General features: G+C 62.2%; 22 protein-coding genes. 14 read left to right on the forward strand and 8 right to left on the reverse strand.

Annotated elements, in window-relative coordinates; all coding sequences use genetic code 11:
* Positions 1-14: 14 nt before the first annotated feature.
* The 4 genes from A3AU_RS0120240 to A3AU_RS0120255 all read right to left on the reverse strand — a co-directional run bounded on the left by A3AU_RS0120240 (position 15) and on the right by A3AU_RS0120255 (position 3,429).
* Entirely contained in the window at positions 15-1,532 is a 1,518-nt protein-coding gene (locus A3AU_RS0120240) for a type II and III secretion system protein family protein (RefSeq protein WP_027054496.1), read from the reverse strand.
* Complete coding sequence (cpaB, locus tag A3AU_RS0120245; protein WP_027054497.1) at positions 1,529-2,344, reverse strand: Flp pilus assembly protein CpaB; 816 nt, start codon at positions 2,342-2,344, stop codon at positions 1,529-1,531. The genes A3AU_RS0120240 and cpaB overlap by 4 nt, the downstream gene beginning before the upstream one ends.
* A 216-nt stretch (positions 2,345-2,560) precedes the next feature.
* Entirely contained in the window at positions 2,561-3,079 is a 519-nt protein-coding gene (locus tag A3AU_RS0120250; RefSeq protein WP_027054498.1) for an A24 family peptidase, read from the reverse strand.
* A 173-nt stretch (positions 3,080-3,252) separates the two neighbouring features.
* Complete coding sequence (locus tag A3AU_RS0120255) at positions 3,253-3,429, reverse strand: Flp family type IVb pilin (RefSeq protein ID WP_027043512.1); 177 nt, start codon at positions 3,427-3,429, stop codon at positions 3,253-3,255.
* A 357-nt stretch (positions 3,430-3,786) separates the two neighbouring features.
* On the opposite strand from A3AU_RS0120255, the gene A3AU_RS0120260 reads away from it, so the two are divergent.
* From A3AU_RS0120260 to A3AU_RS0120270, 3 genes are all read left to right on the forward strand, one after another.
* On the forward strand, positions 3,787-4,209 hold the full coding sequence (locus tag A3AU_RS0120260) for a pilus assembly protein N-terminal domain-containing protein (RefSeq protein ID WP_027054499.1): 423 nt from the start codon (positions 3,787-3,789) through the stop codon (positions 4,207-4,209).
* A gap of 141 nt (positions 4,210-4,350) precedes the next feature.
* A complete protein-coding gene (locus A3AU_RS0120265) occupies positions 4,351-4,941 on the forward strand; it encodes a TadE/TadG family type IV pilus assembly protein (protein WP_027054500.1) in 591 nt (196 codons plus the stop codon).
* Between the two features lie 28 nt (positions 4,942-4,969).
* The gene (locus A3AU_RS0120270; protein WP_027054501.1) at positions 4,970-5,593 is read left to right on the forward strand and encodes a TadE/TadG family type IV pilus assembly protein; all 624 of its coding nucleotides are present in this window, start codon (positions 4,970-4,972) and stop codon (positions 5,591-5,593) included.
* Positions 5,594-5,599: 6 nt separating this feature from the next.
* Here the strand turns inward: A3AU_RS0120270 and A3AU_RS0120275 are convergent, their stop codons facing one another.
* Positions 5,600-6,523 carry a phosphate/phosphite/phosphonate ABC transporter substrate-binding protein gene (locus A3AU_RS0120275; RefSeq protein WP_027054502.1) on the reverse strand — a complete coding sequence of 308 codons (924 nt, stop codon included), beginning with the start codon at positions 6,521-6,523 and terminating at the stop codon, positions 5,600-5,602.
* A gap of 217 nt (positions 6,524-6,740) precedes the next feature.
* On the opposite strand from A3AU_RS0120275, the gene A3AU_RS0120280 reads away from it, so the two are divergent.
* From A3AU_RS0120280 to A3AU_RS0120320, 9 genes are all read left to right on the forward strand, one after another.
* Positions 6,741-7,982, forward strand: coding sequence for a phosphopentomutase (locus A3AU_RS0120280; protein ID WP_027054503.1), 1,242 nt, complete (start codon positions 6,741-6,743; stop codon positions 7,980-7,982).
* Positions 7,975-8,865: a bifunctional DNA-formamidopyrimidine glycosylase/DNA-(apurinic or apyrimidinic site) lyase gene (mutM, locus tag A3AU_RS0120285; protein ID WP_027054504.1), complete on the forward strand. Its 891-nt coding sequence runs from the start codon at positions 7,975-7,977 to the stop codon at positions 8,863-8,865. Before A3AU_RS0120280 ends, mutM begins: the two co-directional genes overlap by 8 nt.
* 79 nt (positions 8,866-8,944) lie before the next feature.
* Complete coding sequence (locus tag A3AU_RS0120290; RefSeq protein WP_027054505.1) at positions 8,945-9,718, forward strand: enoyl-CoA hydratase; 774 nt, start codon at positions 8,945-8,947, stop codon at positions 9,716-9,718.
* 181 nt (positions 9,719-9,899) lie between these two features.
* The gene (rpsT, locus tag A3AU_RS0120295) at positions 9,900-10,166 is read left to right on the forward strand and encodes a 30S ribosomal protein S20 (protein ID WP_010913342.1); all 267 of its coding nucleotides are present in this window, start codon (positions 9,900-9,902) and stop codon (positions 10,164-10,166) included.
* A gap of 855 nt (positions 10,167-11,021) precedes the next feature.
* On the forward strand, positions 11,022-12,566 hold the full coding sequence (dnaA, locus tag A3AU_RS0120300) for a chromosomal replication initiator protein DnaA (RefSeq protein WP_027054506.1): 1,545 nt from the start codon (positions 11,022-11,024) through the stop codon (positions 12,564-12,566).
* A gap of 383 nt (positions 12,567-12,949) precedes the next feature.
* Positions 12,950-14,068 (forward strand): DNA polymerase III subunit beta, encoded by a 1,119-nt coding sequence (gene dnaN, locus A3AU_RS0120305; RefSeq protein ID WP_010913340.1) that lies wholly within the window; start codon positions 12,950-12,952, stop codon positions 14,066-14,068.
* Between the two features lie 78 nt (positions 14,069-14,146).
* Positions 14,147-15,286, forward strand: a complete 1,140-nt coding sequence (gene recF / locus A3AU_RS0120310) for a DNA replication/repair protein RecF (RefSeq protein ID WP_027054507.1) — start codon at positions 14,147-14,149, stop codon at positions 15,284-15,286.
* A 31-nt stretch (positions 15,287-15,317) separates the two neighbouring features.
* The gene (locus A3AU_RS0120315; RefSeq protein ID WP_027054508.1) at positions 15,318-16,070 is read left to right on the forward strand and encodes a molybdopterin-synthase adenylyltransferase MoeB; all 753 of its coding nucleotides are present in this window, start codon (positions 15,318-15,320) and stop codon (positions 16,068-16,070) included.
* A gap of 14 nt (positions 16,071-16,084) precedes the next feature.
* Complete coding sequence (locus tag A3AU_RS0120320; RefSeq protein WP_032917773.1) at positions 16,085-16,561, forward strand: GNAT family N-acetyltransferase; 477 nt, start codon at positions 16,085-16,087, stop codon at positions 16,559-16,561.
* A 156-nt stretch (positions 16,562-16,717) separates the two neighbouring features.
* Here A3AU_RS0120320 and A3AU_RS0120325 read toward each other — a convergent pair whose 3' ends face one another.
* Positions 16,718-17,719: a 2-hydroxyacid dehydrogenase gene (locus A3AU_RS0120325; RefSeq protein WP_027054510.1), complete on the reverse strand. Its 1,002-nt coding sequence runs from the start codon at positions 17,717-17,719 to the stop codon at positions 16,718-16,720.
* 148 nt (positions 17,720-17,867) lie between these two features.
* Between A3AU_RS0120325 and A3AU_RS0120330 the strand changes: the two genes are divergently transcribed.
* Positions 17,868-18,428 carry an SH3 domain-containing protein gene (locus A3AU_RS0120330; protein WP_027054511.1) on the forward strand — a complete coding sequence of 187 codons (561 nt, stop codon included), beginning with the start codon at positions 17,868-17,870 and terminating at the stop codon, positions 18,426-18,428.
* 46 nt (positions 18,429-18,474) lie between these two features.
* Here A3AU_RS0120330 and A3AU_RS0120335 read toward each other — a convergent pair whose 3' ends face one another.
* Both A3AU_RS0120335 and irrA read right to left on the reverse strand, forming a co-directional pair.
* Positions 18,475-18,834 (reverse strand): DUF4260 domain-containing protein, encoded by a 360-nt coding sequence (locus A3AU_RS0120335; RefSeq protein ID WP_027054512.1) that lies wholly within the window; start codon positions 18,832-18,834, stop codon positions 18,475-18,477.
* Positions 18,835-18,862: 28 nt separating this feature from the next.
* Complete coding sequence (gene irrA, locus A3AU_RS0120340; RefSeq protein ID WP_027054513.1) at positions 18,863-19,294, reverse strand: iron response transcriptional regulator IrrA; 432 nt, start codon at positions 19,292-19,294, stop codon at positions 18,863-18,865.
* Between the two features lie 242 nt (positions 19,295-19,536).
* Here irrA and fabA point away from each other — a divergent pair, with 242 nt between their 5' ends.
* A complete protein-coding gene (fabA, locus tag A3AU_RS0120345; protein ID WP_027054514.1) occupies positions 19,537-20,052 on the forward strand; it encodes a 3-hydroxyacyl-[acyl-carrier-protein] dehydratase FabA in 516 nt (171 codons plus the stop codon).
* The last annotated feature ends 46 nt before the right edge of the window (positions 20,053-20,098 follow it).

Genomic DNA, 20,098 nt, shown 5'->3' on the forward strand with positions numbered 1-20,098 from the left:
GTCCGCTTTCCCATTCACTTGTAGATGAAGCCGACAACGCCGTGGTAGCGGCCGTTGGGCTTGTCGGTCTGCATGGTGCCGTAGACGCGATTGACCTTGCCAAGGAACATGCCGGCGCCGTCGCTCGGAGGATTGAAATTGTCGTCCGGCTTGGCAAGATCGTTGCGCGCCACCGGCTTCGTCAGATAGGGCGTGATGATGATGACGAGTTCGGTCTCATTGCGCACGAAATCCCTGCTGCGGAAGAGCGCGCCGAGCACTGGGATTTTTGTCAGCCCAGGCAAGCCGGTGACGGCTTGCCTGACATCGTCGCGAACCAGGCCGGCGATCATCATCGAGCCGCCCGAGGGCAGTTCGACCGTCGTATCGGCAAGACGCTTGCGCAGTGACAGGGCATTCATGCCGATACTCTTATTGTCCGTTGATGCCGACACGGACCCCTCGGTCGTCGGTTCGGAAACCGAGGTTCTGACTTTCAGGCTTATGCGACCGGGCGACAGAACCACCGGCTGGAATTCCAGGCCGATGCCGTACTCGATCTTGTCGACTGTATAGTTCTTCAGACCGGTCTGATTGTCGGTGGATACGTTGGCGGAGACCGAGCTCACCATATTGTATTCGCCGCCGACCTTGAAGGTCGCCTTCTCACCGGATACCGCAGTCAAGGTTGGCTCGGCCAAGGTCTTCATGACCCCGGATTGCTCCATTGCGTTGATATAGGCCTGCAGCCCCGACGCACTGATACCGAGGCCCGCGTTCGACAGCGGCTTGCCGAGACCCGTGAAAGGGTCACTGAGGGCGCCGTAGCTGATGCCGTTGCTGCCGCCGCTGCCGATCATATTGACACCAAGCTGTTTCATCACCGAGCGGCTGACCTCGGCGACGGTAACCTTCAGCGTGACCTGGTCGTCACCGATGATCTGCAGCAGATTGACGATCTTGCTGGTACGGCGTTGCTGGTCGGGGTTGTTGATGTCGACACCGCTCTGGGCCGAGCCGCCGGCCGCCGTCTGCGAATACTGCCCGGTCGTCGCTTCACCGCCCGAGACGAAGATCGTCGCCAGATCGACCGCCCGCTTCGCGTCCAGAGGCGTGTCGACCGTTCCGGTCAGTATGACGTTGTCGTTCAGCAGTTCCACCTTGACGGTCGAGGTCGGAAGGAAGCGCTTGATGTAGTCCTCCAGGCCGGCAACGTCGCGTTCGACGGCCAGATCCAGGCTGGCGATCTGTTCGCCGTTCGGCCCGAAGACGAAGATATTGGTCTCGCCGACCGCTTTGCCGAACAGGTAGATACGCCTTGCGGTGCGGGTTACCGCATCGGCAACGGTCGGGTTGGCGACAAGAATGTCGTAGGCATCGCTCGGCAGGTCTATGACCACCGATTTGTTGAGCCCAAGCTTGACGCGCTGGTTGGCGGTCGTGGCCGTCACCCGCGTGCTCTTTGCCTCGACAATGCCGTGCACATTCGTTCCGACGAGCAGCAGGCCGAATGCCGCGGCTACGATTGCCGGCAGTTTACCGCTTAGCCTCATTTCCTTGCCCCTATTTCGGAAACTTCACCGGACTTGATCAGTCTCACCGTTCCCTTGCGGCCATTGCCGGAAACGAGATAGTCGGCCTCGCCCACATTCTTTTCCTGGGTGTCCGTGATCGCCCGCAGCGCCAGGGTCAGGCGATCGGCCATTTGCTGGGCGACGGTGATGATCTCGGCTTGTTTGGGCGTGAGCTCCAGCGTGGCCGTCTGGCCCACCCTGGTCTTCTTGCCCTCCTCGTCCTCCTGGATGGTCTGGTCAATTGCCAGGACACGGATGTTCTTGAGGATGGTTTCGGTGTTGAAACCGGTGCCGCCGCTGCTGGCATCCGCCCTGCGGGTCATGATGACGTCGACGAAATCGTTTGGAAGGATGAAGCCGCCGGCCGAAGTGTCGGCCGATATGGTCGTGGCGACCGCCCGCATCCCTGAAGGCAGGATGGACGACATGAAGCTCTGCCCCTCGCCGATCAGCTTGGAACGTCGCACGGGCTCACCAGCGTACATCGGCACACGGGCAATCGACGCCTTCAACTTCTCCAGAGCGTCGGGAGCCGTGGCCTTGGTGATGAAATTCGCGTTGACGCCGTCGGCCGGCCAGGATTGCCAGGAGATGTTGTTCTGCAGCGCGTTGCCCATCGCGACATCGCCCGAGAGCACAAGCACGTCCTGCAGGGGTACGGCGGGAGCCTGAGGCCCCGAATCGACGACGATCTGTGGGGGCGGCGCCGCGACCATGTTTTTTGCGACATAGCCAGCGCCTCCCGCCGCGGCCACCGCCACGCTCAGAATAATCAGTCGGGATGCTGGCATCTGTCCGAACCCTCGCCCTTGGCAAACCACGTAGCCAAGCCGGACTTTGCAGCGGCAATCGTCAAAACAAGGTTAATGTAATGCTTACGATCGTGATTAATTTAAGGTTTACATAAATTAGCTCGATCCCGCCGCCACGCGTGCAAATGGCCTGATGGGCTCCCTTCGAAGCTCGGTCAGGCAACGCGGCCAGGGGTAACGGAAATCAGATCGTGCTCAGCCGGCAAGCCTTGCCAGCGCCCATACCATCAAAGGCGAATCCGGATAGGTCAGCAGCCCGCCGAGGCCGAGCGCGATCCCATAGGGAACCCCGGTCTTGTCATCCGCGAAATGACGCAGGAAGGGATTGCGGCCGGTAATAGTCGCCAGCGGCGACTTCCGGTAAACCAGGATGGCGAGCGTCAGCAGACCGCCGATCATTGTCGAGGCAACAAGGTACTCGACGAGATGGATGTTCAGCCCCATCCACACGGCCGTGGCGGCCAGCAGCTTGGCATCGCCTCCGCCCATGCCACCCATTGCAAACAGTCCAAACGTCACAGACAGGACCAGGGCGCCTGCGGCGAAGTGCCAGCCATAGGCTGCCCATTCCATACCCGTCAGCGGCGCAACCAGCGCGAAGACGACGACGAGCAGCACCGACACGCGGTTGGCGATGGTCATCGACAGCATGTCCGAGATCGCGGCAAACAGCATGCAGAACGGAAAGACGACGAAGATCAGGGCTTCAAGCATCGGCGCTCATGCCTATTGTGCGAATTGCAAGGGGCTCAATCTAGGCTGTCTCGATTAACGATTGATGAGACCCGTAAACCAGAGACGTCTATATTGGCTGCGAAATAGAAAAAGGGCCGCAGCGTGGCGGCCCTTTTCCAGAACGCAATCTGGATACCCAGCAATACGGCAGATCAGCTGCCGCTGGAGTTCAGCGTGGTTCCGATCGAGGTGAACTTGGCGTTGATCGCATTGCCGAGAGCGCCGGCGCCGGTGATGATGGCGAGCGCGATGAGAGCGGCGATCAGACCATATTCGATAGCGGTCGCGCCGGATTCGTCCTTCACGAAACGTGCAAAAAGGTTAGACATTCGAGAGCTCCTACTCCACGTGTTACAGCACTTCCGTCAACTTCTGTGATGGTTGATCGGATGCTGCCAATCTAGGGAGAAGCTCTTTCGATCGGCTTAATAAACAGCCTTACCGATTCCTTTCCCGGCTCGAACAGAGTGCGTGGTTAACTGCATGCTAAGTCCGGGCTAAAGTACCGTTTCCCAGGCCAATACCGCAAAAGGCAAGGGCTCAAGTAAACCCGCGACCGGCCCGGATCCGGCCATGCGGGTTGCCATGCCGCTCGCTACATCCGGCACCGGCGAGTCGACTTAACCGTTGGTTCACCAATCTCGTTCATGTTCCGTTGAACAGTTCGCTTGCCGTGGAGCGCCTCGATGGCCGTGCAGAGATCCTCAGTCCTGATTGCCGTGCTTCTTGCCGCCACGAGCTTGATCACGCCAGCCAGAGCCGGCGCCGATATCGACGTCATCATGAATCAAGCCAAGATCGTGAAACTGTCCCGCCCCGCCGACACGATCGTCGTCGGCAATCCGGCAATCGCCGATGCCTCCGTCCAGGACGCGTCGACGATCGTGCTCACCGGCAAGGGGTTTGGTGTCACCAACCTCGTCGTTCTCGACCAGGAGGGCAGCCCGATCGTCGACGCGCAGGTTACAGTCGTGCGGCAGGCAGCCTCGTCGGTTCGCATTTACCGGCGCGCCGAGGTCCAGACCATGTCTTGCACGCCCTATTGCGAAAGCTCCTACAAGAGCGAGGCTGAAAAATCCTCCGAAGCCGAGATGAGCGTGAGCAAATAGGCTGCGCGGCCTCTCAGCAGCCATCCAAGTTACCAGCCAGTTAAGAGGCCCGCGCGGACTTTAACGATCATTCACACTGGGCCTCAATTGGTTTGCGCTAATAGACCTGTCGGAACCGTCCAGGGGTGGCAGGAACAGGGCATGTGCAACGAATTCAGCGCAACAGGTCAGCATAAGGTGAAGCGCGCCAGGTTTTTCGAGCGCTTCGTTCGCGACCGGGGTGGCAGCACGGCCCTGGAGTTCGCGCTGCTCGCATTGCCCTTCGCCCTCCTCGTATTCGCCATCCTTGAAAGCTGCATCTCGTTTGCCGGCCAGGAGGTGATGGCCAACATCACCGACGATGTCGCGCGCCAGTTGCGCACGGGCCAGTTGCGGCCGGCTGATGTCGCGGGGACCAAGTTGACGACCCTGATCTGCGGCAGGCTGGAGATCATCGTCTCCACGGATTGTCCCGATCAGTTGCTCGTGGACCTTCGCGAGTATCCGACTTTCGCGGACGCGGCCACCGCGACCTTCACTATCCAGAACGGCGATGTCGTTCTGATGCAAGGCACGAACTCACAGACTTTCGCAAACACGCCTGGTCTGGCGGAATCGAAGAACATGCTGCGGGTCTTCTACAAATGGCCCGTCATGACCGATCTGATGGCCAAGTCGATGGCCAATCTGAGCGGCGGCCGGACGCTGCATTTTGCCTCGGTGACCTGGCAGAACGAGCCGTTCGGCAATTAAGAAGCACCAACAAGAAAAAGGCAATGACATGATGCGTGCGGGGGCACATCCGGGAATTGCAGGGATCTGGCGCAAGGCTGCCGGGTTCTGCTCCAATCGCCGTGGGGTGGCAGCGGTCGAGTTCGCTCTTATCGTGCCGATCCTGCTCATCATGTACTTCATGACCATGGAGGCGTCGCAGGCCATCGAGACCAGCAAGAAGGTCAGCCGTATCGGCAGCATGGTTGCCGATCTGGTCACGCAGCAGCCGACCATCGTCAAGGCGGATCTCGACGCCATCATGAAGATCGGCACCTCGACCATTCAGCCCTACAACCGCTCGGTGCCGAACATCACCATCACGGCGATACAGGTCACCACCGATACGCCGCCCCAGGTGAAAGTGGTGTGGTCGCGCAAGGTGGCCAGCGGCGTTAACAGCGTCGGGGCCACCGCAGGTACCGCGACCACGGTTCCGGCAACGCTCAACGTCGCCGGCACCTTCCTGATCCGCGTCGAAAGCAATCTCAGCTATGCGCCGATCATCAGCTGGTCGACGGACAGCCCGCAGAAGCTTGGATTGACCCAATCCCTCACCACCACGATCCCGATGGGTGAGACGTACTATCTGCGCCCGCGCAGAAGCCTGACGATCCCCTGCGCCGATTGCTGAAGATCTCTACTGCCGACCACCTTCTGTCGAGACCAGGCGCACGATGGCTTGCGCCGCCGCATAGTCCTGTGGGGCAACGGTCAAAAAGCCGCCGGAGTGCTTCGATTCCAGCAGATCATAGACATCCGGGGTCGTCGACTTGAGGTTGGTGAGGAAGACGGTCAGCCGGCGCTTGGCTTCCGGGTCGAGATCGCTGCGTACGGCATGGGGACCGTATCTCAGCAAGCCTGAGGTCCACACGACCTGAAATGCCGACGGCGAAAGCCCGGCCTCTTCCAACCTTGCCTGCGTGCCGTTGGACAATAATGGCTGGCCGTCGGCCGTCGCCGTCACCCAACCAAACAAAGCGTCGGCCCGGCCGTCGAAGAGCATTTTTTCCGCTGCCGACGCTGAATCGGCATGGACCAGAAACGGTGAATCTTCGGCGATCTTGACGTGTTCGGCCGCCAGCTCCGCCAGCGGCAAAAGCGAGCCCCCGACGCTGTCCGGCGGCGACATGGCGATGCGGTGCGTCGCCATAGCCGCAAGGTCGGGCAGCTTGCCGTCCCTGGTCAGCAGCACGGAGCGGATGCCGGCCGCGCCGTCGGAATCGACCGGAGCCACAAGCGGCTCGACGCATCCACAACGTTGCAGCGCCGTGGCGTAGGCCGTCGCCGAATAGATGGCGTATTCGATCCGGGCGTTGGCCTGCGCCTCGATCAGTGCCGCATAGTCGCGCGCAACGACGAACTCCACCTTCATGCCAAGCGCGTTGGTAAAGGATTGAGTCAACAGCGCCAGCCCCGGGACGGTGTTGGCGGCGCCGGGCTCGGCGACGATGCCGATGCGAAACGTGCCGATATCATCGCGCCAGTCGGCCCGCGCCGGACCACACCAGAGCGCCCCATGCACCATCACCAGGGCAGCGCATGCCTTCCGCGCCGCTTTCATGACAAGACCGTCCTGTGCTTTCTTCGATCCACATCCATGCCCGCTGCGCGCGATACTGTACATCCTGGATTGAGCTTGTGGTCGCCCCAAAAACGCTATGCACTTTTGGGCGACATGCACTGGCACTATCGCGACAAGCAATTGCCGTTTGGTTTCCGAATTGCCAATGCCACCGTGGGATCCTATGTCAGGGCGTCCACACTGGCGATAATGACCGATGGCGCGTGCTTTCCTCTTCGTCCTGGATTCTTTCGGTATCGGCGGCGCGGCCGACGCCGAACGCTATGGCGACGCCGGCGCCAACACGCTCGCGCACATCGCCGAAGCTTGCGCCGAAGGGCGCGCGGATCGCGAGCGGCTTAGACAGGGGCCGTTGTTCGTCCCGCACATGGCATCGCTCGGGCTTGGCAAGGCAGCCGGGACGGCGACAGGATTGGCTTTTGCCCATTTCGGGACGGATCTGCTCGCCAACGCCTTCCATGGCGCGGCGCAGGAAGTTTCGAGCGGCAAGGACACACCCTCCGGCCATTGGGAGATCGCGGGCCTGCCGGTGCGTTTCGACTGGGGATATTTCCCGGATACGGTTCCCGCCTTCCCGGCTGATCTGACCGCGGCGATGATCCGCGAGGGCGAGGTTTCAGGCATCCTCGGCAACTGCCATGCGCCAGGCACCGAGATCATCGAACGGTTCGGCGAGGAACACATCCGCACCGGCAAGCCGATCTGCTACACCTCCGTCGACTCGGTCCTGCAGATCGCCGCGCATGAAGTCCATTTCGGCCTGGAGCGACTTTATGAATTCTGTCAGGTGGTGCGCCGGCTGGTTGATCCGCTCCGAATCGGACGCGTGATCGCACGGCCGTTCGTCGGCGAGACCGCCGGCACCTTCCAGCGGACCTACAATCGCCATGACTATGCCGTGCCGCCGCCGCAGCCGACCTTGCTTGACCGGCTGACGGCGCGGGGAAGCCGCGTCATCGCCGTCGGCAAGATCGGCGACATCTTCGCCCATCGCGGGATTTCGGAAGTGCGCAAGGCCGCCGGCAACATGGCCATGTTCGATAAGGCGCTCGGTGCGATGGACGATGCCGGCGACGGTGATCTGGTTTTCGCCAATTTCGTCGATTTCGACACCGAATTCGGCCATCGCCGCGACGTCGCCGGCTATGCCGCCGCGCTCGAGGCCTTCGACCGGCGGCTGCCGGAAGCATTCGCAAGGCTACGGCAGGGCGATCTTCTTATCCTGACGGCCGACCACGGCAATGATCCGACCTGGAGAGGCACCGATCACACGCGTGAACGCATCCCGGTGATCGGCACGGGACCCGGTCTCAGAGGTGGCGACGTCGGACTGAGAGCGACATTCGCCGATATCGGCGAGACCGTTGCCGAACATCTCGGGCTGGCACCCGGCCGCCACGGCACTTCTTTCCATACGATGATTGGTGGCCATGCCTGAATTGCCCGAAGTCGAAACGGTCCGGCGTGGCCTGCAGCCGGTGCTGGAAGGTGCCCGTCTGGCCAGGGTCGAGGCGCGGCGGCCGGATCTGCGCTTTCCCTTCCCCGAACGGTTTTCGGAACGGCTGACCGGCAGGACCATCACGGCGCTCGGCCGCCGGGCCAAATATCTGACCATGCATGTGCAGGATGGCCCGGTGCTGATCTGCCATCTCGGCATGTCGGGCTCCTTTCGCATCGAGACCGACGACGGCGGAGAGACACCTGGCGTGTTCCACCATGAACGCTCGAAGAGCACGGCGCACGACCATGTCGTGTTCGATGTCGTCACCGCCAACGGCGTCCGGTCGCGCGTGATCTTCAACGACCCGCGGCGCTTCGGTTTCATGCTGTTTGCGGAAGGATCGCCGGACACGCACCCGATGCTCGCCGGGCTGGGCGTCGAGCCCACGGGCAACACGCTGGACGGCGTGCTGCTCGCCTCGCTGCTGAAAGACCGCCGGGCACCGTTGAAGGCAGCGCTTCTCGACCAGAGGCTGATCGCGGGGCTTGGCAATATCTATGTCTCGGAGGCGCTTTGGCGCGCCGGCCTGTCGCCCTTGCGCGAGGCGGGCACCATCGCCAAACCGAGCAAGAAGGCCAGGCAACAAAGCGAACGCCTGGCCGAAGCCATCCGCTCGGTCATATCGGATGCCATCGCCGCCGGCGGCTCGTCGCTACGCGACTACATGCATACCGATGGATCGCTGGGCTATTTCCAGCACTCCTTCGCTGTCTACGACCGTGAGGGCGAGCCGTGCCCAAAGCCCGGTTGCGGCGGCCATATCGAGCGTATCGTGCAGAGCGGACGCTCGACCTTCTATTGCCGGACCTGTCAGAGCTGAGTTAGAGCCCGACAAAAGCGCCTAGCGCTTTGGGACGCATGAACAAAGAATAGACCGGATCAAGCGAGGAGAAGCAGCCATGGCCTATGAAACGATCATCGCCGAGACCCGCGGCAAGGTCGGGTTGATCACGCTGAACCGGCCGAAGGCACTCAACGCGCTGAATTCCCAGGTCATGGCCGATGTGGTGGCTGCCGCAAATGCGTTCGGAGCCGATGCCGCCATTGGCGCCATGGTCATCACCGGTTCCGAAAAGGCCTTCGCGGCCGGTGCCGACATCAAGGAAATGCAGTCGATTGCCTATGTCGATGCCTACACGCAGGATTTCTTTGTCGGTTGGGAAGAGTTGACGCGGACGCGCAAGCCGGTGATCGCCGCGGTGGCCGGCTATGCTCTGGGCGGCGGATGCGAGCTGGCGATGATGTGCGATTTCATCATTGCCGCCGACACCGCCAAATTCGGCCAGCCCGAGATCACGCTCGGCGTCATTCCCGGCATGGGCGGGTCACAACGGCTGACCCGGTTCGTCGGCAAATCGAAGGCGATGGACATGTGCCTGACCGGGCGGATGATGGATGCGGCGGAAGCCGAGCGCTCGGGCCTGGTATCGCGTGTCGTGCCCGCCGCCGAGCTTGTCGAGGACGCCGTCAAGGCGGCGGCCAAGATCGCCGATTTCTCGCTGCCGTCGGTGATGATGGCGAAGGAAGCCGTCAATCGTTCCTTTGAGACGACCCTGGCTGAGGGATTGCGGTTCGAACGCCGCCTCTTCCACTCGCTTTTCGCGCTCGAGGACCAGAAGGAAGGCATGGCCGCCTTCGCCGAAAAGCGAAAGCCGAATTTCACCAATCGGTAGAGCGCTGCCGGCTCGCGATCGAAACCCCATGGCGGCGGCCAAAAAGAACGCCAGGCAGCGTTGACGCGCCGGAAAAGCTGAACTATAAGCCGCACCAACCGAGGCGGCCCCGTTGCTGCCCGTTTGTTTTTTGCGCCCTGCGGCATGCCGCGTGCGCCGACCAGATCAGAAGAGAGGCATCATGGCCAACACATCCTCGGCCAAAAAGGCAACGCGCAAGATCGCCCGCCGCGCGGCGATCAACAAGAACCGCCGCTCGCGCGTGCGCACTTATGTCCGCCAGGTCGAGGAGGCACTCGCCTCCGGCGACAAGGCTGCCGCACAGGCCGCCTTCAAGGCCGCCGAGCCGGAATTGATGCGTGCCGCGACCAAGGGCGTCATCCACAAGAACACCGCGTCCCGCAAAGTGTCGCGCCTGGCCGCACGGCTCAAGGTTCTGTCGGCCTAACATCGCCAATACAGACTAAGCGTCTTTGAAACCCGGCCGATAGTGCCGGGTTTTTTCGTTTGCCGGCAAGTACTTAAAAAGAATGCCCGGAAACGGCGCCCGAAGCGGATTCCCGACTTGGAAATGCTTTGCCGGCACATGCATGCCTTCTGATGGTTGGCATGCTCGAAAAGCGACAGCTTGAAAATTGTCCACTGTCAAAAATAATCAATATTTTTCAGTTAGTTATCTATGGTCATCCACACCTTGTCCACAGCGCGACGAAGGGACGGGAGGACAACCGGCTGTCAAGCAAATTATTTCAGAATATTTCGCGTCGGCCCGGCTTTTTCATATTCGTCGGAAAAGGGTTTGAATCACAATGGCTTTGTCAAAATGTGCCGTTGCGGCACGACGCTCGAACGCGCCCGAGGTAACCTGATTCCTTAAAAATTGGTTAGATGTGGCCTTGCCCTATCCACAGCGATTTCGGTAATGTCGATCCATCGAAAGGGACGGGCCTCTGGCCCTTAACCCAGCCTGACGCAGCCAGCTTAAATTGGCGGGATTTGCGACGTGGATCAAGTCCGCGGGTGGTCTGGTTTTGCTCTTTTTTCGATACGGTAGGGGACTGGCGTAACGAGACATGGCAGGTCGACAGCGCGCCGGCGGTTTTCGCCGGACGATGTTGTATTGCCGTGACATACCCAACGCGGACTGGCTTCACGGGCCGGCACCGGTTCCCTGAGATAGTGGGCGATGCTCATTGCCGGCGGCGGCGACGAGCATCGTGGCGAAGACGCAGTCGCTGGAAACAAGGATGCAGGAGGCGCATCCCCGGCGGAAAACAGGTACAGAAAGGCAAGGAACTCGATCATGCAGAGCGGCATCGAAAGGGAGCTTACGGGCGACCTCCCATTTCCTGGAACTTTGATCGGAGCAAACGAGATGGCGGTCTCCAGCGACGCGGAGCAGAAGTTCGACCGGGTCAAGATCCAGTTGAAGGCGCGTCTGGGGGCTGAGGTCTATTCGAGCTGGTTCGGCCGCATGAAAGTGGCGGAGGCGTCCAAGGGCATTGTACGCATCTCGGTGCCCACCGCGTTCCTGCGCTCATGGATCAACGGCCACTATCTCGACCTCATCTCTGAACTGTGGAAGCAGGAGGACGCCGATCTGCTCAAGATCGAGATCGTGGTGCGCACGGCCACCCGCCAGGGGCGCAGCCATGCCGAACCGGAATTGGCGCCGGCGCGCAAGATGACACGGCAGACGCAGACGGCGCTGGCCGCCGGCACCGTGAGCCCCAGCAGGGTGGAACGGCCTCCCGTGCCACGTCCGGGTGCTGCAGCCGAGAGCGAATTCCGCCACAACGTGCTGGGGTCGCCGCTTGACCCGCGCTACACATTCGGCTCCTTCATCGAGGGGCCGTCGAACCGGGTGGCCTTCGCTGCCGCCAAGGCCGTGGCGGAATCGCAGTCGAGCGCCGTGCGCTTCAATCCGCTGTTCCTGCACGCGACCGTCGGGCTCGGCAAGACCCACCTGCTGCAGGCCATCGCGGCGGAATCGCTGAAGCAGAACCCTAAATCCCGCGTCGTCTATCTCACCGCGGAATACTTCATGTGGCGCTTCGCCACGGCGATCCGCGACAACAACGCGCTGACGCTCAAGGAGCAGCTGCGCGACATCGACCTCTTGATCATCGACGACATGCAGTTCCTGCAGGGAAAGTCGATCCAGCATGAATTCTGCCATTTGATCAACATGCTGCTCGACAGCGCCAAGCAGGTGGTTGTCGCCGCCGACCGGCCGCCGTCGGAGCTGGAATCGCTCGAGCCGCGCGTCCGTTCGCGCCTCAATGGCGGCGTCGCGCTCGAAATGTCGGCGCCCGATTTCGTCATGCGCCTCGGCATGCTCAAACTGCGCTTGGCCACGGCCAGGGTCGACGACGCGTCGCTGGACATTTCCGAGGAGATCCTCAATCACGTCGCCCGCACAGTGACCGGCAGCGGTCGCGAACTGGAGGGCGCCTTTAATCAGCTGCTGTTTCGGCAGTCGTTCGAACCACAGATCACCATCGACCGCATCGACGAAATCCTCGGCCACATCTATCGCACTGGCGAGCCGAAGCGGGTCCGCATCGAGGATATCCAGCGCATCGTGGCGCGCCACTACAACGTGTCGAAGACCGAATTGCTGTCCAACCGGCGTACGCGCACAATCGTCAAGCCACGGCAGGTCGCCATGTACCTGTCCAAGGTGATGACGCCGCGCTCCCTGCCCGAAATCGGACGGCGCTTCGGCGGCCGCGACCACACCACGGTGCTGCACGCCGTGCGCAAGATCGAGGACCTGTCCGGCAATGACAATACGTTGGCCCAGGAACTCGAACTGCTGCGACGGCTGATCAACGACCAGGCTTGACCGATCCGCGACAGGCAAGCCAGAACCGCACTGGAATTCAATGGCTTGCCTGCCCGGCCACGAGCTCGAGCAGGCTCGCGCGCGTGAGCAATTCCTGTAAAGTGTGAAACGCTTTTCCCGGGAAAGCGCGTAGCGCGTTTCCTTCGGAATCGAGACAAAACAAAGTCGGGCGATGGTCCGGATTCCGGATTCGGCGCCCTGGCCAGCGGTCTTCGTGGCGTTTATCCCCAGAAAGCCCGCGCAGCCGGCCCGAACCAGTGGCGCGGGCTTGCGTTTGCTGGCTTTTTCCTGTCAGTTTACGCAGATTCTGAGCCTGTTCAGACCTTTCGCGGGGCGCCGCCAGCCGGAGACCCGCTCATCCTTTCAAGCGAGCCTGTTTCGTCATGCGTGTTATCCTGGAACGGTCAAATCTCCTGAAGTCGCTCAACCACGTCCACCGTGTGGTCGAACGGCGCAACACGATACCGATCCTGTCCAATGTGCTGCTCAGTGCCGAGGGCGCCAGCCTGGAAATGAAGGCCACCGACCTCGACCTCGAAGTGACGGAAGCGACGCCCGCCAAGGTCGAGCGCGGCGGGGCGACGACGGTTCCGGCGCATCTGCTCTACGACATCGTGCGCAAGCTTTCCGACGGCGCCGAGGTGATGCTGAAGACGGACGAGGACGGCAACGCCATGACGGTGACGTCGGGCCGCTCGAGCTTCCGGCTGCAGTGCCTGCCGCAATCCGACTTCCCCGAGCTTTCGGCCGGATCCTTCTCCCATATCTTCCGGCTCGACTCGGTTGCCCTGAAGGGGCTGATCGAGAAGACGCAGTTCGCCATCTCCACCGAGGAGACACGCTATTATCTCAACGGCATCTACCTGCACACGCATGAGGTCGGCGGCAAGCTGAAGCTGCGCTCGGTGGCGACCGACGGACACCGCCTGGCGCGCGCCGAAATCGACGCCCCAGCAGGCTCCGAAGGCATGCCGGGCATCATCATCCCGCGCAAGACGGTGAGCGAGCTGCAGAAACTGGTCGATGATCCGGATGTCGCCGTGACCACCGAGCTGTCCGATACCAAGATCCGCTTCACCATCGGCAGCGTGGTCCTGACCTCGAAGCTGATCGACGGCACCTTCCCCGACTATCAGCGGGTCATTCCGACCGGCAATGACAAGAAGCTGATCCTCGACCGCCAGAGCTTTGCCGCAGCCGTCGATCGCGTCTCGACCATTTCCTCCGAACGCGGACGGGCGGTGAAGCTTTCGATCAGCGAAGGCCAAGTGACGCTTGCGGTCAACAATCCGGATTCCGGAAGCGCCACCGAGGAACTGGCGGCCGACTATTCTTCCGATCCTATCGAAATCGGCTTCAACGCCAAGTATCTGCTAGATGTCGCCGCCCAGCTGACCGGCACTGAAGCCAAATTCATGCTGGCCGATGCAGGTTCGCCGACGCTGATCCACGATATGGCCGACGAGACCGCGCTTTACGTGCTGATGCCTATGCGGGTATAGCCGGCACTGCATCATCGAGCCGGCTCCGCGACGGGACCGGCAGCGGAAACAATGGCGACTACTACAGGCGGATAGCGGTTGCCGGCACAAACTCATATAAGTAAGCTCACACTTACTGATTTTCGCAACTATGCAACGCTGGCGCTCGATCTCGCCCCCGGTGCCGTGGTGTTTTCCGGCGACAATGGCGCAGGCAAGACCAACCTCCTCGAAGCGATTTCCTTCCTGACGCCCGGGCGCGGCCTGCGCCGTGCGCCTTACGCCGATGTCGCACGCGAAGGCGGCGGCGGCGGCTTTGCGCTGCATGCCCGGCTCGACGGGCCCGATGGCCAGGCCGAGATCGGTACGGGCATTTCGGTTGGCGAGGGCGAAGGCGGCAGACGGGTTCGCATCAACGGCGCCGCTGCCAGATCGGCCGAAGACATGCTGGAATGGCTGCGAGTCGTGTGGCTGACGCCAGCCATGGATGCACTGTTCACCGGACCGGCCGCGGATCGCCGGCGCTTTCTCGACCGACTCGTTCTGGCGATCGATCCCGGCCACGGCCAGCGCGCCCTCGACTACGAGAAGGCGATGCGCGGCCGTAACCGCTTGCTTACGGATGGAACCAGGGACGACCGTTGGTTCGATGCGATCGAGACTCAGATGGCCGAAACCGGTGTCGCCATTGCCGCGGCGCGCGCCGAACTCGTTCGCCTGCTCGCCGCCATGATCGACAGGCTGCCCGACACAGGGCCGTTCCCGCAGGCCGATATCAGCCTTTCGGGCGATCTGGAAACCGAGATTTCCACCGCGCCGGCGGTCGATGTCGAGGAGCGGTTCCGGCGGGCGCTTGCCAATGGCCGTGATCGCGACCGCGCTGCCGGGCGCACGCTCGAGGGGCCGCACCGTTCCGATCTCCTGGTAAGGCACCGGCCAAAGGCAATGCCGGCCGAACTTTGTTCGACCGGAGAACAGAAGGCATTGCTGGTCGGCATCGTCCTGTCGCACGCCCGGCTGACCGGCGAGATGTCCGGCATGACGCCGATACTGCTGCTCGACGAGATCGCGGCACACCTCGATGGCGGACGGCGGGCAGCGCTGTTTTCGATCCTGGAGGAGTTGAACTGCCAGGCGTTCATGACGGGAACCGATGCCGCGCTGTTTTCCAGCCTCAGGGGGCGTGCGCAGTTCCTGACCGTCGACCACGGCACGGTTGGGCCAACCGAAGACGCCTGACAAGGTTTTTTGGGCGCGATATGGTTCTCACATGACTACTGCGCTCACGACCGACGAGATCGAACGCTATGCCCGCCACATCGTGCTGCCCGAGGTCGGCGGCGCGGGCCAGCAGAAACTCAAGCAGGCGCGCGTCCTGGTGATCGGCGCCGGCGGGCTGGGTGCTCCGGTGCTCGAATATCTCGCGGCCGCCGGCGTCGGCACGCTTGGCATCGTCGACGACGACATCGTGTCGCTCTCCAATCTGCAACGCCAGGTCATCCACGACACCGATGCGGTCGGCATGCTGAAAACCGAGAGCGCCAAAGCGGCAATCGCCCGCATCAATCCCAACACCGCGGTCGAGACGCACACGGTGCGGCTGAGCGCGGAGAACGCCCCTGCCCTTGTCGCCCGCTATGACATCGTCGTCGATGGTTCCGACAATTTCCAGACCCGCTATACGGTAGCCGATGCCTGCGCGAGCGCGCACAAACCTCTTGTGCATGCCGCCGTCGGCCGTTTCGACGGCTCGGTGACGGTGCTGAAGCCTTTCGAGGACGGTAAGGACGGCAGACCGAATCCTGGATATCGCGATCTCTTTCCCGAAGCCCCGCCGCCGGGCCTGGTGCCATCCTGCGCCGAGGCAGGGGTGCTTGGCGCCTTGACCGGCGTCATCGGCACGCTGCAGGCGATGGAGGCGATCAAGCTGATCACCGGCATCGGCGAGCCGCTGGTCGGCCGGCTGCTGCTCTACGATGCGCTCGCCGCGCGCTTCGAAACGATCCGCTACGGCAGGCGCTGACCTTGGAGCGGACCATGACCGTCACCATCGACCGCATTCCGGCCGATTTCGGCCGCTGGGACGAAGTGCTTGCCCTGATCATGCGTGCCTTCGCCTTCATGGACGGCATCATCGACCCGCCGTCCTCGGCTCACCTGCTCACTGTCGACGCACTGCGCGACAAGGCCGGGCGCGAGACCGGTTTCGTGGCCCTCGATGGCGACAGGATCGTCGGCTGCGTCTTTGCCCTCGAAAGGGCTGACGACTTTTACGTCGGCAAACTCGCCGTCCTCCCGGACTGCCAGGGGCAGGGCCTCGGCCGGCGGCTGATGCGGGCGGTCGAAAATCTGGCGCTCGACCGCGGCAAGGCGGCGCTGGAGCTGCAGACACGCATCGAACTCACCGCCAATCACGCCGCCTTTGCCCGCCTCGGCTTTCACGAAACCGACCGGACGGCGCATGAGGGCTACGCCAGGCCAACTTCGATCACCATGCGTAAGACTCTTTCGTAAGCCTTGACTTCCGTAGAGAGCGGTTCAGCGTTTGATGGAACCGCCGAACCGTTCCAACTCTTTGTTTTTAAGCAATTCCCAAGGGGAAGCGCTATGCGCTTCTCCCGGGAAAACCGCTACACACTTTTCCTGGAATTTCTCTGGGACAACGCGGCGTCAGGTTCTGAGCGGCAGCACGCGGTCGGGGGGACGGTGACCGTCAACGAAGGCCCTGATGTTGATGATGACCTTCTCGCCCATATCGATGCGGCCCTCGAGCGTGGCCGAGCCCATATGCGGCAAAAGCACGACCTTGTTCTTGGCGGCGAGCTTGAGCAGCTTGGCATTGAGCGCCGGCTCATGCTCATAGACGTCGAGACCGGCGCCGGCGATCTTGCCGTCCTGGATCAGCTTGACCAGCGCTTCCTCATCGATGATGTCGCCACGCGCGGTGTTGACGACATAGGCCGTCGGCTGCAACAGCGCCAGCCGCCGTGCCGACAACAGGTGGAAGGTCGCGGGCGTCGACGGACAATTGACCGAGATAATGTCCATGCGGGCCAGCATCTGGTCGAGGCTTTCCCAATAGGTCGCCTCCAGCCCGTCCTCGACCGCCGGCAACACACGGTGACGGTTGTGGTAGTGGATGGACAGGCCGAAAGCCTTGGCCCGCCTGGCAACGGCCGTGCCGATGCGGCCCATGCCGACAATGCCGAGCCGCTTGCCCCAGATGCGCCTGCCAAGCATCCAGGTCGGCGACCATCCGGCCCATTTCTTGTCGCCGGTGAGCACGTTGGCGCCTTCCGCGAGCCGGCGCGGCACCGCCAGCATCAGCGCCATGGTCATGTCGGCGGTGTCCTCGGTGAGCACATTGGGCGTGTTGGTGACGGTGATGCCCTTCTTGGCGGCGGCCGCAACGTCGATCTTGTCGACGCCGTTGCCGAAATTGGCGATCAGCTTGAGGTTGTCGCCGGCCTGAGCGATCAGCGCGGCGTCGATGTTATCGGTCACCGTCGGAACCAGCACGTCGGCTTCCTTGACCGCCGCGACCAGTTCCGGCTGCGTCATCGGCCTGTCCTCGACATTCAGCCTGGCGTCGAACAGCTCGCGCATGCGGGTCTCGACCGGGTCGGGCAGCTTTCGCGTGATGACGACGAGAGGCTTCTTTTTGCCTACCATTGTTTCCCTCGTTGAGACCTCTTTAACCAAGACCGGCGAAACTGAAAGCCGGTCGCGGTAGCCGATTTACCCATGTAACAAGCGGTGCCGCCGAAGACAAAGAAAAAGGGGCGCCGCAACCATCGGGCCGGCGCCGAAAGGAACGAAAGTGTCTGGTTTCGCGTCGCTTCGCCTGAGCCTCAGCGCGGCATTTCTTGGCGCTCTCCTTTGTTCTCCGGCCGCTGGCGCGCAGAGCGCGGCAGCGCCCGCCCAGGGCGTAGTCACACTCGGACCGAGCGGCCTGCCGCTGCCGCGATTCGTCAGCCTGAAGCCAGCGCGCGTCAACTCGCGCGTCGGTCCCGGCGCCAACTACTCCGTCAACTGGATGTATGTCAGGGCCGGCCTGCCGATGGAGGTCATCCAGGAATTCGACACATGGCGCCGCGTCCGTGACGCGGACGGTTCGGAAGGCTGGATCAACCAGTCGATGCTTTCGGGACGGCGTACCGCCATCATCGCCCCCTGGCAACGCGGCAAGGGCGGCCAGATCAGTCTCATGAAAAGCCCGGACAAGGACGCCAGGGTCGTGGCGATCGTCGAGCCGGGTGTCATGGGCACGATCAAGACTTGTGACGGCCAGTGGTGCGAAATGACGCTCGATGGCCATACCGGCTGGCTTGCCCAATCGACGGTCTGGGGCGCCTATCCCGGCGAGCGGGTCAAGGACTGATTCTTTGCCGCCGTTTCAGCGGGTTCGTTGCGAGCCAAGGCTCGAATCAACGGCCGATTCGGCCAAGGTGGGTGTCCTGAAAGCCCGTTGACAATTTCAGGCCGTAACCCAGCGCCCGATCGATGGCGATGTGCGCGATCCAGATCAGGGCGACCGCGATCGCGACGGCATGACCGGACAGGTACCCGGCGATCAGCAGCAGCACCGGTACGACGAGGATGTGCAAGGCGTTGTAGGTAAGGGCGCCGATGCGCGGCCCGCCGAGGTAGCCGAACATCGACAGGTCCGGTGCCAGGATGAGCACCCCGAAGAGCCACCAGGAAACGCCTGTCGAAGCATAGAAGACGATGGCGGCAACCGCCACGACGGCCCATTCGAGCCGGATTGTCAGGTCGAGAGGTTTCATTCCTGACAGATTGTTCGGCGCTGGCCGCTCATTCCTGGCGCTTGTGGCGCAGCCTCACCACGATATCGACATTGGCGATTTCCATGCCCTCGGGTGGATCCGGCAGGTTGGTGACCGTCACCGGACCGTTGGCAATGTCGAAAATCCGGTTCTCGCCTTCAATGTAGAAATGGTGGTGGTCGGAGATGTTGGTGTCGAAATAGGTCTTGGAGCCCTCGACAGCCAAGATGCGCAGCAGACCCGCCTGGGTGAACTGGTGGAGCGCGTTGTAGACGGTGGCCAGCGACACCGGCACGCCGGCGGCCAGCGCCTCCTCGTGCAATTCCTCGGCCGACAAATGGCGATCGCCCTTGGCGAAAAGCAGGTCGGCCAGCGCGATGCGCTGCCGCGTCGGCCTCAGGCCGGCTTCACGTACCCGCTTGTCCACAGCGACATTTTCCTTCCGGCAGCCCCGGTCCATCTTGTCTTCCAAGCTCGCAGTCCCGCTTCAAGACACGCCCAGGATGGCAAAAAAATGATTGTCTGCCGAAACCGGACCCCTGTTGACATATATTCTGTCGTCGGAAAGCGATCAATAGCGCGCATTGACCCGGGCAGACTGGCGGGTTAAGCGCAAACGCCGGTTTCCGGCCCGAAACAGATTGTGTTAGGACACCAACGACAAGGGCGCGCTACCGCCCGGACGATATGGGGACGAGATTGATGGCGGGTAAATCCAGCTACGACTACGAAGAATTGCTGGCCTGCGCCCGCGGCGAGCTGTTTGGAGCGGGCAATGCCCAGCTGCCCTACCCACCCATGCTGATGTTCGACCGTATCACCGAAATCAGCGAGACCGGTGGCGCCTTCGACAAGGGCTTCATCCGTGCGGAGTTCGACATCAAGCCGGACCTGTGGTTCTTTGCCTGCCATTTCATCGGCAATCCGATCATGCCAGGATGCCTCGGCCTGGATGCCTTGTGGCAGTTGACCGGATTCTATCTCGGCTGGCTCGGCGAACCTGGCAAGGGAATGGCGCTGTCGACCGGTGAGGTCAAGTTCAAGGGCATGGTCACACCATCGGTCAAGAAGGTCGAGTATGGCGTGGATTTCAAGCGCGTGATGCGCGGCCGGCTGGTTCTGGGCATCGCAGATGGCTGGATGAAGGCGGATGGCGAGCCCATATATGCGGCGACGGACCTGAAGGTTGGTCTGTCCAAGCAGTCGGCGGTCGCTTGACCGCAGCCTTGGCCTGCCCACTGGCCAGCATCCTTGGAAGGAGTTG

The organism is Mesorhizobium erdmanii USDA 3471 (assembly GCF_000472705.1).
GTDB classification, from domain to species: domain Bacteria; phylum Pseudomonadota; class Alphaproteobacteria; order Rhizobiales; family Rhizobiaceae; genus Mesorhizobium; species Mesorhizobium erdmanii.